Origin of the sequence: Streptomyces sp. CWNU-52B (genome assembly GCF_047444975.1) — a bacterium.
GTDB lineage: Bacteria > Actinomycetota > Actinomycetes > Streptomycetales > Streptomycetaceae > Streptomyces.
In genome coordinates this window covers 185,273-198,532 of the sequence record NZ_JBLFJV010000011.1, presented here as the reverse complement: position 1 = coordinate 198,532, position 13,260 = coordinate 185,273, and the positions used below count along the sequence as shown (strand labels likewise).

Sequence of the window (13,260 nt, the reverse complement as noted above, 5' to 3'; positions counted from 1 at the left end):
CGTGCCTCGGCCGATGTCCCGGCCCGCGCCGCCGCGTCCCGTAGGGACCGCCCGGCCGAAACCGTCGGCCGACCGGTCCGGGCTCCCGCTGGACATGGAGAAGCTGCTGGCCGCCCGGCTGCACGCGGTGAAGGTACGCCCCTACCTCGCCGGTGCCCTCTTCGCCCTGCACGTCGTCGAGGACCGGTCGGTGCCGACCATGGCGGTGGACGCCCACTGGCGCTGCTACGTCTCCCCCGGGTTCGTGGCCCGCACCCCGCCGGAGGAACTGGCCGGTGTCTGGGTGCACGAGGTCTCCCACCTGCTCCGGGACCACCACAGGAGGGGCGAGCGGTACGCGCGGCAGTACGAGGACGGTCCGGGCGAGCGAAGCGAGGCGGGGGTCCGCCCAGCCGACGGCTGGGAGAGGCTGCGCCGGAACATCGCCGCGGACTTCGAGATCAACGACGACATCTACGGTGACGGCCTGCTCCGGCCCGCCGGAGCGGTGCTGCCGTCAATGCTGCGGCTGCCCGAGGGGCTGCTGATGGAGGAGTACCTGAAGACGGCGTCGCTGTCCGGCCTCGCCTCGGAGCTGGCCTGGCTGGACTGCGGCAGCGGCGCCGACGGGCAGGGCCGGCCGTGGGAGCTGGGTCCCGACGGGGCGCACGGGCTGAGCAGGCAGCAGCAGGACGCCGTCCGCTTCCGGGTCGCCGAGGGGATCAAGGGCCGGCCGGGCGACGCACCGCAGGGGTGGCGGCGCTGGGCGGACGAGGCGTTCCAACCGCCGCAGCCGTGGCGGCAGTTGCTGGGCGCGGCGGTCCGCTCGGCGGCGGGTGCGCCGGGTGCGGGCGAGAACCACAGCTACCGGCGTCCGTCGCGGCGCTCGGCCTGTGTCCCCAAGGTGATACTGCCGAGTCTGCGGCGTACGCCGCCCAGCGTCTGTGTCGTCATCGACACCTCGGGGTCGGTGAGCGACGCCGAACTGGGCGGCGCGCTGCTGGAGGTGGCGGCGATCTCCCGGGCCGTGGGCGGCCGGCGCGACCTGGTCTCGGTGATCTCCTGCGACGCGGCGGCCGGGGTCGCCGTCCCGCTCTGCCGGGCCGAGAGCATCGAGCTGGTCGGCGGCGGGGGCACGGACCTGCGTTCCGGTTTCGCCCGTGCGCTCCGTTCCCGGCCGCGCCCCGATGTGATCGTCGCCCTCACGGACGGCCAGACGCCCTGGCCCTCCGCGCCGCCGCCCTGCCGTACGGTCGTCGGCCTCTTCCCGCGCCGCGGCTCCGGAGGGGCCGAGGAGAACCCCGACTACGTCCCGGACACCCCGCCTGCCTGGGCACGTGTCGTCACGATCGGTTGAGAACCGCTCGCCGGGCCGAGGCGGACGCGGGGGCGTCCGCGGAGGTGATGCGGCGCTCGGCCATCCGCTGGGCGGCCCGCAACGGGGTGACTCCGGTCGTGCGCGCGAGGTCGAGGAGGTGTCCGACCGTGTCGCCGATGCCCGACACCCGCTCCTGAGCGGCCTCGTGGTCGCACCCGTCCGACTCCCGGCTGAGCGTGTAGACGATGCCTCCGGCGCCGGCGACGTAGTCCGGCACCCACACCGTGCCGCGCTCCGCGAGGGCCTCGGCGACGGACTCCTCGGTGAGCTGGTTGTTCGCAGGACCGACGACCAGCGACGCGGTGAGCCGGGAAACGGCTGCCTCGTCGAGCACCCCGCCGACCGCCGCCGGGACCAGGATGTCGGCCGGCGCCGACAGGGCGCGGCCGGGTTCGACCCACTCGTACCCGCTCGCCAGAGCGGCGTCCTCGCGTGCCGGGTCCACGTCCGAGACCACCACGCGCGCGCCCTCGGCGGCCAGGGCGGCGGCGATACGGCTGCCGACCGAGCCGAATCCGCTGACGACCACCACCTTGCCGGCGCAGGAGGCCGCGCCGAAGACATGCCGGGCGCCGGCGTGCAGCGCGGCCAGGACGCCGACGGCGGTGGGGCCGCCGGAGTCCCCGGTGCCGCCGTGCTCCTCGGGCGCGCAGTACGCGTACGGGGAGAAGCGTCGCAGGACCACCATGTCCTCGGGGCCGGTGCCGACGTCGGGGCCGGTGCGGTAGGAACCGTCGAAGGAGGCGATCAGCTCGCCCAGGTCCTCCAGTGCCGACTCCCGTAGCCGCGGGGTGAGTCGGGTGTCCCTGTCCAGGGCGATCACGCTCTTGCCGCCCCCGAAGTCCAGACCGGCCACGGCGGCCTTGTACGTCATCGCCTCCGACAGGCGCAGCGCGTCGGCCAGTCCGTCCTGCCAGGTGTCGTAGCGGCGCAGCCGGCAGCCGCCGACCGCCGGGCCCAGAGCCCGGGAGTGGACCGCGACGATCAGCGGCAGACCGGAGCGCCGGCCGTGCCGGACGACGACCTCTTCATGTGTGAATGATCGACTCATGCCGCTGAAGTTAGGGTGTTGCGCGGAGCATCGGGAGATGTGCCGAACTTAATTCGGACTGCGAGCCTTGGAGGAAGCCGTGGACGAACTTGATACGGCGATCGTGCGCGAACTGCAGGCCGATGGTCGGCAGTCCAACCGCGCCCTCGCCGAGAAGCTCGGCATCGCCCCGTCCACCTGTCTGGAACGCACCAGGCTGCTGCACCGGCGCGGCATCATCCAGGGCTACCGGGCCCAGGTCTCGCTGCGGGCCCTCAACCGGTCGGTACAGGCCATGGTGTTCACTCAGGTGCGGCCCCTGCGCCGGGACGTCGTCGCCTCCTTCGAGCAGTCGGTGACCCGGCTGCCGGAAGTCGTCTCGGTCTACACGATGGCCGGGAGCGACGACTTCCTCGTCCACGTCACCGCGCAGGACATCGACCACCTGCACGCGTTTCTCCTGGACCACTTCACCGACCGCCGCGAGATCGTCGCCTTCCGCACCTCGATCATCTACCAGCACCTCACCAACCCCGTCCTCGATCCGCTGCCGCCCACGACGGACCTCCAGTCCTCGCGGGCGTAACGAAGTGATCTCGGGTCTTGGAACCGGACGTGCACGTTTGTTGAAGTGACCGGATGAACGACGGATCGGCAGCGGAACGCAGCAAGGGCCTTCGGCGGCGAGGGAGCCTCGGCCTCCTCGCCGCCGTACTGGTGATGGGCACCGCGACGGCCGCCCGGAACCAGGAGGTCCCCCCGCCGGTCCCGAACAGCGCCTGCCTGCCGTCGACGTCGGCGTCCATGTCGACCTCGGCGTCGGCGTCGGCGGGTTCGTCCGGACTCGCGGGCCGGGTGGGCACCCCCGCCGCCGACTTCGACGGCGACGGCCACCCCGATCCGGCACTGGACGTGCCGGCCGGCAACGGGGACGTCTTCGAGACGGGCCGGATCGCTGTGGTGAACGGCTCGGCGCACGGGCCGCGGCCCGGCCACCGGACGATGTTCACGCCGGACGACTTCCAGCTGCCCGAACACGACGGCATGACCGGCGCGTTGTCGGTTCCGACCGTCGCCGACCTGGACGGCGACGGCCACCCCGACCTGGTCGCGGGTGCCGACGCCCATGTGCAGTGGGGCGGCCCCGACGGCCCGGACCCCGGTCGCACGCCCGCCCGCGTCCGGCTTCCCCAGGTCGGCGAAGGCCGCTCCGCCGTCGACAGCCGGGGCGAGGGCGAGAGCGTCTATACGGACCTGCCGGTGGCCGGGGACTTCGACGGCGACGGCCACGCCGATCTGGCCACCTACCGCACCGGTTACCGCGGCGACCAGGCCGAGCGGCGGCTGGTGGTCCTGCACGGCCCGTTCACGCGTACGGGAGAGCCCGCGCGGACCGGTGAGCGGGCCGACCCGGACCCGCGGGGCGCCGACGTCGCGCTCGACCTCCAGCTGATCGCGGCGGAGGTCACCGGTGACCGCGCCACCGACCTGCTCGTCCACGAGCAGGGGGAACCGGGCACGCCGCTGCTCCTCGTCGGCGGCGCCGACACGGCGACCGGGCTCGCCGAGGAACCCGAACGGCTGCCGAGGGGCGAAAACATCGCCGTCGGTGACTTCGACGGGGACGGCCTGGCCGACATCGCCGTCGGCGACAGCGGCATTCCCACGGACGAGGAACTGGCACCGGCCGACCGCAGGGGCAGGGTGACCCTCCGTTACGGCAAGGCGCCCGGAGCGCCCGTCGTCATCGAGGGCGGCGCGCCCAAGGGCGGCTTCGGCATCGGCCTGATCGCCGGGGACCTGGACGGCGACGGCTGCGACGACCTCGCCGTCCAGCGCGCGGGCGACCGCGAGGGCACGCACGACAGCGTCGACGTGCTCCACGGCGGCTCCTCACCCGGCCTCGGCTCCCGCCCGTGGCGTCAGCTGCACCGCTCCCGCCACGTGCCCGACCCCGACCCCCTGAATCCGCAGGACTGGTCGGGCCGGCCGGCCGGCGCGGCCGATCTCGACGGCGACGGCCGCGACGAACTGGTCCTGGCCACCTCCTACCAGCCGAAGTACGGCCGGGACTGGTGGATCGTCGACGGTACGGGCCGGGACGTGACGTCCTTCGACGCCACGGACCTGACGGGTCGGTGAGCCGTCGATCGGCCACGACACCAAGCCGGAAGCGAGCACGCTGAGCGGCCCGCGGAACGACCCCACGATCTCTGCGCCGACCTGCCCCGCTCGGCTATCCGATGCCGACCACGGTGCGCGTCCTGGACCTGGTCCAGGGACGCAAGAAGCTGACCTCGTCGGGCACGGGCGGCCGGCTCCACACGGCGGAGATGCTGGACTTCTGCGCCGAGCACGGGATCACCGCGGACGTGGAGGTACTCCCCTCGGCCCGCGTGGAGGAAGCCCTCACCCGTCTGGAGCGGGGCGACGTCCGCCACCGCTTCGTCCTGGATCTGTCCGACCTCGACCGACCCGCGCCCTGACGGGTCAGAAGTACCTGCCGGGTCGGAGGCGGGTGACGGGTGACGGGTCAGAGATAGGTGACCCCGGTCAGGGTCTCGGACGCCGTCCACAGGCGCTGTCCTGTGTCCCGTGCGGCCGCTTCGGCGCTGGGGTGGACCTCGGTGACGTCGCCGCGGATCTCCCAGCGGCCGGACGGCCCGAAGAACTGTCCGCCGCGCACACCGGGGGCGGTCGCGGCGAAGAGCTGGGGCAGTGCCCCGCGTTCGGTCGGCTGGGTGACCAGCAGGCCGGCCCGTGCCAGTGCCCGGCCGGCGCGGCCGCGGTGCTCCCAGGCCCGTGGCGTGAGGTTGGAACTGGATAGCCCCGGGTGGGCGAGCACGCTCGCGATCGACGAGCCCGCCGCACGCAGCCGACGGTCCAGTTCGAGGCCGAAGACGGTCGTCGCGAGCTTGGAACGGCCGTAGGCGCGGCTGCCGTCGTAGGCACGCTGCGACATGAGGTCGTCGAAGTCGAGGTGGGCGTTCTTGTGGGTGATCGAGCTGAGGCCGACCACCCGGGGTGCCTCGGCCCGGCCCAGTGCGTCGAGCAGCAGCCCGGTCAGTGCGAAGTGGCCGAGCATGTTGGTGCCGAGGTGCAGTTCGAACCCGTCGGCGGTGGTGTGCGCCGGGCCGAGCAGCACCAGTCCGGCGTTGTTGATCAGCAGGTCGACCACCGGGAAGTCGGCGGTCAGCCCCTTCGCGAACGCCCGGACCGACGACAGCGAGGCCAGGTCCAGCTCGCGCACCACGGCCGTCGCCGCGGGCACCGCGTCCTCGATGAGGGCGACGGCCCGCGCGCCGGCCGCGGTGTCGCGTACGGCGAGCACGACCTTCGCCCCGTGCCGGGCCAGCTCGGTCGCGGTGACCAGGCCGAGACCGGAGTTCGCACCGGTCACGACGGCGACCCTGCCGCGCTGGTCGGGGATCTGGCGGGCGCTCCAGGCGTCCTTGGCCATGGTGATGCTCCTGAGAGATGTCGGGACGTGCCGGCCGTGCCGGGACGGGTGGTGCCGGGACGGTCGTCGGTGTGTATCGAGGACCGCTCGACCACGACGTTAGGAACCGGTGGGCGCGTCCACGTCGTACACCGTTGCCTGGGAATGCCACACCTACCTTCGGCCACCCGCCGCGGTGCACACTGTCGGCATGGCCACCGATCATCCGTACGCGCGAGAGCTGGGCGCCTTCCTGCGTGCCCGGCGCAGCCGACTGCGCCCGCAGGACGTCGGGCTGGAACCGGGCGGCCGGCGCAAGGTGAGCGGCCTGCGCCGCGAGGAGATCGCTCTGCTGGCCGGGCTGAGCACCGACTACTACCAGCGCCTGGAACAGGGCCGCGAGGTACGGCCCTCAGCCGACGCGCTCGACGCCATCGCGTCCGCCCTGGACCTGGACGACCAGGAACGCCGGCACCTGTCGGCCCTGGCCCGCGCGGCCCGCCGGCCGGCGCCCGTCCGTCCCCACCGCGGTCCCGAGCGAGTGCCCGACAGCACGCGGCGGCTGCTGCACGTCATGGCCACCCCCGCGCTGGTGCTCGGCCTGCACCTCGACGTGCTCGCCTGGAACCCGTCGGCCGAAGCCCTGCTCGGCGATCCCACCGCCATGCCCCCGGCGGAGCGCAACCTGCTCGTCGCGCTGTTCCGGGACCCCGGGGCCCGGCTGCGGTGCCCGGACTGGGAAAGCTTCGCCCTCGACTACATCGGCATGCTGCGCGCCGCCGTCGCCGCCGACCCGGATCATCCGCGTGCCACGACGCTCATCGGCGAACTCAGCATCCACAGCGAGGACTTCCGACGGCTGTGGGCCCGTCACGACGTACGGGAGAACGTCCACGGAACCAAACTCTTCCGGCACCCCGAGGTCGGCCCGATCACCCTCGACTGGGACACCTACCCCCTGCCCGGCGACCCGGGCCCCGTCCTCCTCGTCTACACGGCCGAACCGGGCAGCGCGGACGACGAACGCCTGCGGCTCCTCTCGTCCCTGCGCGCCACCCGCGCCCGCGACACCGCCGCCTGTGCCGGACCCGAGGCCGCCGCCGGACACCGGCCGTCCCGCGAGACGTGACCTGGCCACGCCCTGGGTAACTTCCCCCGTATGGCTGCCGTGTTGTTCGACTTCTCCGGGACCCTCTTCCGTATCGAATCCACCGAGTCGTGGCTGCGCGCCGTCCTCGCCGAGGCCGAGGTGCCCCTCCCGGAGCAGGAGCTGATCCGGGCGGCGAAGGAACTGGAGGCGGCGGGCGCGCTGCCGGGCGGGGCTCCCCGTCCGGGGCCGGTGCCCGACGAACTGGCCGCCCTGTGGGAGGTCCGTGACCGGAGCGCCGAGTCGCACCGGGCCGCGTACACCGGGGCCTGCCGCCAGGTGGCGCTGCCCGATCCGGGGCTGTACGACGCGCTGTACGACCGGCACATGGATCCGGCGGCCTGGCGTCCGTACGCCGACGCGGTCGAGGTGCTGCACGCGCTCCGCGAGCGCGGGGTCGCCATCGGTGTGGTCAGCAACATCGGCTGGGACCTGCGGCCCGTGTTCCGCGAGCACGGCCTCGACGCGTACGTGGGCGCCTACGTCCTGTCGTACGAGCACGGCGTCCAGAAACCGGACGCCAGGCTCTTCGCGACCGCCTGCGACGCGCTCGGCACGGATCCTCGCGACACGCTGATGGTCGGGGACGACCGCCAGGCCGACGGCGGGGCGGTGGCCGTGGGCTGCGCGGTGCACTTCGTCGACCATCTGCCGGTGGCCGAACGGCCGAGCGCGCTGCGCCCGGTCCTGGACCTGGTCCCGTGAGAGCCCAGGCCCCGGCCCCCTGAGAACTGGGTGGCCTCCACCGTGACCGGTGTCCTTCCCGTCCGTCCGGGACGATCCCCCGCGTCGCCCCGGACGGACGGCAGCCCGGGTCGGATCCCAGTGGGACCCGGTCCGGACGCGTTGAGTATGGTTGGCTGGCAGCCAGTCAACGCAGGAGTACATAGGATGTCCCCTCGCAGCGCATCGGTCAATGAAGAATTGCGGCGCCGTTCGCGGGAGAGGCTTCTGCAGGCGGCGCTGGAGCTCGTCGGCGAGCGCGGGTACGACGCCACGACACTGGGCGACATCGCCGACCGCGCGGGCTCCGCACGGGGTCTGGTCTCGTACTACTTCCCCGGTAAGCGTCTGCTCGTCCAGTCCGCCGTGCACCGGCTGATGCACCGCACGCTGGAGGAGGCGCTGGAGCGTGAGCCGCGTACCGACGACGGCCGGGAGCGGATGGCGCGGGCCATCGACGCGATTCTGGGCCTCGCCCGGGATCACCCCGTGCTGATGCGCCAGCACATGGCCGGCATCCTCCAGGGCGAGGGGTTCAAGCAGTGCCCGGAGCAGCAGCGTCTGGCCGAACTGCTCAGCGACACCATGACCCGCTACGGCTCGCCGGACGCCGTCGTCGACTACCCCATGCTGCGCGCGCTGCTGATGGGCGCGGTGTTCGCGGCTCTGGTGCCCGGGGTTCCGATGCCGGTGCCGGTGCTGCGGGCCGAGTTGTTCCGGCGTTACGGACTCGACTGGGAGCGGGGTGCCCCGCCGGACGCCGAAGCGCCCGACGGGACGTACCACGAGGATCTCTCACGGTTCTTCGCGCCCGGGAGCCGAGAACCTGAGCACGGCCACGACCACGACCACGGCCACAGCCGAGGTCACGATCGCGGTCGCGGTCATGAGAAGAGCCGCACGACGGACGTGACCGGTCAGTCGAAGTAGTCCGGCTGCGTCTGGACGTTCAGCTCGCTCTGCCGGTTCGACTTCGCCGGGTCCGTACGCCGGTCGTTGATCTTCAGGACGTCGAAGCCCTTGGCGATGTCGTTCGAGTAGATGTAGCCGTTGTAGTAGTACGCGGACCAGGAGCCACCGGTGACCATGGTCGTGGTGCTCAGCGGACCCCGCTCGAAGTAGGCGATCTCCTTCGGCTTCGAGGAGTTCGTGAAGTCCCAGACCGAGATACCGCCCTGGTACCAGGCCTGGACCATGATGTCCTTGCCCTTGACCGGGATCAGCGAGCCGTTGTGGGCCACGCAGTTCTCGGTGTCGGCCTGGTGGCGCGGGATCTTGTAGTAGCTCTTGAAGACGAGCTTGCGCTTGTCCCCCTTGCCGACGATGTCGTAGATGCCGTCCGCGCCGCGGTCCGGGCCCACGGCCTCGTTGCAGGTGGCCGCGCCACCGCCGCCCAGCTCGTCGGTGAAGACGACCTTGTCGGCCTTCTGGTTGAAGGTCGCCGAGTGCCAGAACGCGAAGTTCACGTTGTCCTGGACCTGGTCGATGATCTTCGGGTGCTCCGGGTCCTTGATGGAGAACAGGATGCCGTCACCCATGCAGGCGCCCGCGGCGAGGTCCTTCGAGGGCAGCACGGTGATGTCGTGGCAGCCGGTGGTCTTGGAGACGCCGGGGTTGGTGGGCGCGCCCGGGTTGCCGCCGCCGTCCTCGCCCTCACCGGGGAACAGGACGGGGAAGTCGACGACCGCCGCCTTCTGCGGAGCCTTGCGCGGCACCTTGATGATCGAGATGCCGTCGTGCGGCGGCTGGCAGTCGGGGAACGTGGCACTCGGCGAGTACGAGGACACGTAGATGTAGACGTTCTTGCGCTCCGGCACCAGCGTGTGGGTGTGGGAGCCGCAGGCGGTCTCGACGGCCGCGACGTACTTCGGGTTCTTCTTGTCGCTGATGTCGAAGACCTTCATGCCCTCCCAGGAGGACTTCTCGGTCGCGGGCTGCGTGGTGCTGTTGCAGGAGTTGTCGCTGCGCGAGGAGTCCGTGGAGAGGAAGAGCAGATCGCCGGAGACGGTGATGTCGTTCTGCGAGCCGGGGCAGAGGACCTGGGAGACCGTCTTCGGGGCCTTCGGGTTGCTGATGTCGAAGATGCGGAAGCCGTCGTAGTTGCCGGCGAACGCGTACTTGCCCTGGAAGGCGAGGTCCGAGTTGGTGCCGGGCAGCGCGTCCTTGGGGATGTTCGTGAGGTGCTCGATGTTGGCCGAGTGGACGATCTCGTCCTGCCCGGGTATCTCGCCGTTCGCTATCGCCGCTCTGGCCTCGGCCGCCGCGCTCTTGGAGACCTTCTCCGAGGTCACCGGAGCGTCCCCGGGGTCGGGGGTCGCGACCGCGGGACCCGCCGTGAGCAGTGCGGCCAGAAGGCCCGCCGCTGTGGCGACGACGCCCAGCCGTCTGCGCCGCGTTCGGTGATTGTTCAACAGGATCACTGCGTCCTCCCTAGTAGCCGTTCACGGTCGAACGGTTCAGGTACCTCCGCAGTATCGTCTTCATCATGCACAGATCAACAGGTGGCAACGCATTCGTAATGAATGTTTTTGATCATCGGCGCGCGGAAGCGTGCTAGGACGGTCATCGACACTCACGAGGTGTCTGCCCCACGAGGTGTCTGCCGATTCATGTGCCGCAGGAGGTCACTGTGTTCGCTCGCCGTACGTCCCGCCGTCTGATCACGGTGTCCGTGACGGCCGCCGTTCTCGCGCTCGGCGGCTGCACGGGCTCGGACGACGACACCAAGTCCGCGCCGGACACCGGCCCTTCGGTGATCGCCCCGGGCCGACCGGGCGAGGCCGCCGAGACCCTCTCCGCCGCGGACGCCGCCGAGCAGCGCTCCGACGACGACACTCCCAACTCCGCCGACTACGACTACGCCCGGATGATGATCGAGCATCACACCCAGGCCATCGAGATGACCGAACTCGCCCCGGAACAGGCGTCGTCGACGCCGGTGAAACGGCTCGCCGAGCGCATCTCCGCGTCGCAGGGACCGGAGGTCGAGACGATGAGGGCCTGGCTCAAGAACCACGACGGCGACCGGAAGAGCAAGGACGAGGGCCATCACCACGACGTGATGCCGGGCATGGCGACGGAGGCTCAGCTCAAGACGCTGCGCGCGGCGAAGGGCAAGGCGTTCGACGAGCTCTTCCTGAAACTGATGATCACCCATCACGACGGGGCGATCACCATGGCCACGGACGTCCTCTCGCAGGGCAACAACATCCAGATCGGCGAGATGGCCGACGACGTGATCGCCCAGCAGACGAGCGAGATCAACCGGATGCGCGAGATGTGACGGAGGATCATTTCGAGACGCCGCGCAAGGAGCGTCCCGTCAAGGAGCGCCTCGTAAGGAGCGCGGGGAACTGCGCGCCCAGCCCCCACGGACCCGCACCCCGAAACAGCCGTCGGTCAACACCCCTCGGCCGACCTCCGACCCGCGGCGCGCTTCAGCGCCGGGCATGGCGCGGAGTGAGCAGGCCCGCGTCCCGCGCCCCCGCGATCAGCCTGAGCGAGCGGCGCCGGCCGTGCCCGGTCGCGGCCATCACCGCGAGCACCGGGTCCCGCCCCGCCCGCTGGGCCGCCAGATACTCGCCGGCGACGAGCCGGCGGCTCTCCGTACCGGGCGGCAGGGCGGGGCGCGCGTGCCGTCTGTCGGGGCTCCCGCCGGCGCCCGGCGCCTCGTCCGCGCCCCCGCACGCCTCCAGGAGCGGGCTCTCGATCCAGTCCGCGAGCACCGCCAGGTCGTCGAGGGAGAGCGCGGGCCTGGCGCGTACGTCCTCGATGGAGACACTCCCCTCGCACACCGTCGCGAGCAGATCGACGCCGGCACCGTCGTCGAAGCTCAGCCGGACGTCGCACCACGTCGTGGCGGTGTCGTTCTCCCGCACTTCCCAGGCGCGCCGCACGGACACCGCCCCGTCCGGCTCATCGCGATCAGAAAGATTAAGAAAGGATGTTTCCAGCACATACACAACGTAACCGCATGATCAGATTCATTGCGGACAGGCACGCGCGCCGGGCTCGCGCGGCACACCGTCGGCGCAGCGCCCCCGTCCCTGCCCGTCCTGGCCCTGTCCCGGCGTGCGGCCCGGTGCGATGCTGGAAGGCACCACCGGCTCCTCGTTCTTCTCGGGGAAGGGGTTGTGCCGTGCTGCAGGTCGCCGTCGTCGGTTCCGGGCCCAGTGGGGTGTACGCCGCGCAGGGTCTCGTCCAGCAGGAGCGGGTGCCCGGGGTCAGGGTGGACGTCCTGGACCGGCTGCCGTGCCCGTACGGCCTGGTGCGCTACGGCGTGGCGCCCGACCACGAGAAGATCAAGTCGCTCCAGGACACCCTGCGCACGGTCCTGGAGCACGAGCGGGTCCGGTTCCTCGGCGGTGTCCGGGTCGGCCCCGACGGACTGCCGACCGCCGAGCTGAGGAAGCTGTACCACGCGGTCGTGTACTGCGTGGGCGCCGCCGCCGACCGGCGTCTGGGCGTGCCCGGGGAGGAGCTGCCGGGCAGTTGGTCGGCGACCGACTTCGTGTCCTGGTACAGCGCGCATCCGGACGTCGCGTCCGACCGGTTCACGGCCGGCGCGCGGGCCGCGGTCGTCATCGGCGTGGGGAACGTGGCGGTGGACGTGACCCGGATACTGGCCCGCGGCGTCGCGGAGCTGAGCCCCACCGACATGCCCCAGGCCGCGCTCGCCGCGCTGTCCGGCAGCCGGGTCCGGGAGATCCAGATGGTGGGGCGGCGCGGTCCCTCGCAGGCCCGCTTCACCACCAAGGAACTGCGCGAACTGGGCGCTCTGCCGGACACCGAGGTCGTCGTGGACCCGGCGGAGCTGGCGCTCGACCCGGCGTACGGGGACCCGTCCGCGCTGCCCGCCGCACAGCGCCGCAACGTCGAGGTGCTGCGCGGGTGGGCCGAGCGGGGGCCGGGCGCCGGGTCCCGGCGGATCAGGCTCCGCTTCTCCCTGCGGCCGGTCGCACTGCTCCCGGACGTCCGCGGGCGCGTGGGCGCGGTCCGCTGCGAACGGACCCTCCCCGACGGACTCGGCGGTGTGACGGGCACGGGGCGGTACGAGGACCTCGGGGCCCAGTTGGTCCTGCGCTCGGTCGGCTACCGCGGAGTGCCCCTGGAGGACCTGCCGTTCGACGCCGACAGCGGCACCGTTCCGCATCGCGCGGGCCGCGTCCTGCGGGACGGCTCGGTCGCGCCCGGCGAGTACGTGGCCGGCTGGATCAAGCGCGGTCCGACGGGCGTCATCGGTACGAACCGGCCCTGCGCGAAGGAGACGGTGGCGTCGCTCCTGGCGGACGCCCCCGCGCTCGTACGCCGTGAGGTGGCGGCGGATCCGCTCGCGGCGCTGCGGTCGAAGGGCCTGCGTCCGGTCGGGTGGGCGGGCTGGCAGGCCATCGAGCGGGCGGAGGCGGCCCTGGGCGCGTCCCTGGGCAGGAACGTGGTCAAACTCCCCGACTGGCACTCGCTGATGGAGGCGGCCCGAGCAGAGGGCGCCTGATCCCGCGGATGACCTCGCTCCTCCCCGGGCAGGACACCCGGCGGCAACACCCCAGAAATCAACAAACTGTTCA

12 protein-coding genes and 1 pseudogene are annotated in these 13,260 nt (G+C 72.0%); 9 read left to right on the top strand and 4 right to left on the bottom strand.

The annotated features are described in order from the left end of the window. Positions 1-94 precede the first annotated feature (94 nt). On the top strand, positions 95-1,336 hold the full coding sequence (locus tag ACLVWQ_RS13995; protein ID WP_414108873.1) for a DUF2201 family putative metallopeptidase: 1,242 nt from the start codon (positions 95-97) through the stop codon (positions 1,334-1,336). Here the strand turns inward: ACLVWQ_RS13995 and ACLVWQ_RS13990 are convergent. After that, positions 1,323-2,408 (bottom strand): Glu/Leu/Phe/Val dehydrogenase dimerization domain-containing protein, encoded by a 1,086-nt coding sequence (locus tag ACLVWQ_RS13990; protein WP_414108872.1) that lies wholly within the window; start codon positions 2,406-2,408, stop codon positions 1,323-1,325. The genes ACLVWQ_RS13995 and ACLVWQ_RS13990 overlap by 14 nt on opposite strands. Positions 2,409-2,487: 79 nt before the next feature. On the opposite strand from ACLVWQ_RS13990, the gene ACLVWQ_RS13985 reads away from it, so the two are divergent. From ACLVWQ_RS13985 to ACLVWQ_RS13975, 3 genes and pseudogenes are all read left to right on the top strand, one after another. Next, positions 2,488-2,973 carry an Lrp/AsnC family transcriptional regulator gene (locus ACLVWQ_RS13985; RefSeq protein WP_414108870.1) on the top strand — a complete coding sequence of 162 codons (486 nt, stop codon included), beginning with the start codon at positions 2,488-2,490 and terminating at the stop codon, positions 2,971-2,973. Positions 2,974-3,026: 53 nt separating this feature from the next. After that, positions 3,027-4,529, top strand: coding sequence for an FG-GAP and VCBS repeat-containing protein (locus ACLVWQ_RS13980; RefSeq protein ID WP_414108868.1), 1,503 nt, complete (start codon positions 3,027-3,029; stop codon positions 4,527-4,529). 89 nt (positions 4,530-4,618) lie between these two features. Further along, positions 4,619-4,873, top strand: a pseudogene (locus tag ACLVWQ_RS13975) (NAD(P)-dependent alcohol dehydrogenase); the annotation flags it as partial. A gap of 47 nt (positions 4,874-4,920) precedes the next feature. Here ACLVWQ_RS13975 and ACLVWQ_RS13970 read toward each other — a convergent pair. Continuing rightward, positions 4,921-5,847, bottom strand: coding sequence for an oxidoreductase (locus ACLVWQ_RS13970; protein WP_414108867.1), 927 nt, complete (start codon positions 5,845-5,847; stop codon positions 4,921-4,923). 190 nt (positions 5,848-6,037) lie between these two features. Here ACLVWQ_RS13970 and ACLVWQ_RS13965 point away from each other — a divergent pair, with 190 nt between their 5' ends. The 3 genes from ACLVWQ_RS13965 to ACLVWQ_RS13955 all read left to right on the top strand — a co-directional run bounded on the left by ACLVWQ_RS13965 (position 6,038) and on the right by ACLVWQ_RS13955 (position 8,626). Continuing rightward, entirely contained in the window at positions 6,038-6,955 is a 918-nt protein-coding gene (locus tag ACLVWQ_RS13965) for a helix-turn-helix transcriptional regulator (protein WP_414108866.1), read from the top strand. A 30-nt stretch (positions 6,956-6,985) separates the two neighbouring features. Then, complete coding sequence (locus tag ACLVWQ_RS13960; protein WP_414108864.1) at positions 6,986-7,678, top strand: HAD family hydrolase; 693 nt, start codon at positions 6,986-6,988, stop codon at positions 7,676-7,678. Positions 7,679-7,864: 186 nt separating this feature from the next. Continuing rightward, positions 7,865-8,626, top strand: coding sequence for a TetR/AcrR family transcriptional regulator (locus ACLVWQ_RS13955; protein WP_414108863.1), 762 nt, complete (start codon positions 7,865-7,867; stop codon positions 8,624-8,626). On the opposite strand, the gene ACLVWQ_RS13950 is transcribed toward ACLVWQ_RS13955, so the two are convergent. Beyond that, the gene (locus tag ACLVWQ_RS13950; protein WP_414108862.1) at positions 8,614-10,116 is read right to left on the bottom strand and encodes an LVIVD repeat-containing protein; all 1,503 of its coding nucleotides are present in this window, start codon (positions 10,114-10,116) and stop codon (positions 8,614-8,616) included. The genes ACLVWQ_RS13955 and ACLVWQ_RS13950 overlap by 13 nt on opposite strands. A 209-nt stretch (positions 10,117-10,325) precedes the next feature. Between ACLVWQ_RS13950 and ACLVWQ_RS13945 the strand changes: the two genes are divergently transcribed. After that, a complete protein-coding gene (locus tag ACLVWQ_RS13945) occupies positions 10,326-10,979 on the top strand; it encodes a DUF305 domain-containing protein (RefSeq protein WP_414108861.1) in 654 nt (217 codons plus the stop codon). Between the two features lie 154 nt (positions 10,980-11,133). Here ACLVWQ_RS13945 and ACLVWQ_RS13940 read toward each other — a convergent pair whose 3' ends face one another. Continuing rightward, positions 11,134-11,598 (bottom strand): DUF6214 family protein, encoded by a 465-nt coding sequence (locus ACLVWQ_RS13940; RefSeq protein ID WP_414108860.1) that lies wholly within the window; start codon positions 11,596-11,598, stop codon positions 11,134-11,136. Between the two features lie 236 nt (positions 11,599-11,834). Here ACLVWQ_RS13940 and ACLVWQ_RS13935 point away from each other — a divergent pair, with 236 nt between their 5' ends. Continuing rightward, positions 11,835-13,187, top strand: coding sequence for an FAD-dependent oxidoreductase (locus tag ACLVWQ_RS13935; RefSeq protein ID WP_414108859.1), 1,353 nt, complete (start codon positions 11,835-11,837; stop codon positions 13,185-13,187). The last annotated feature ends 73 nt before the right edge of the window (positions 13,188-13,260 follow it).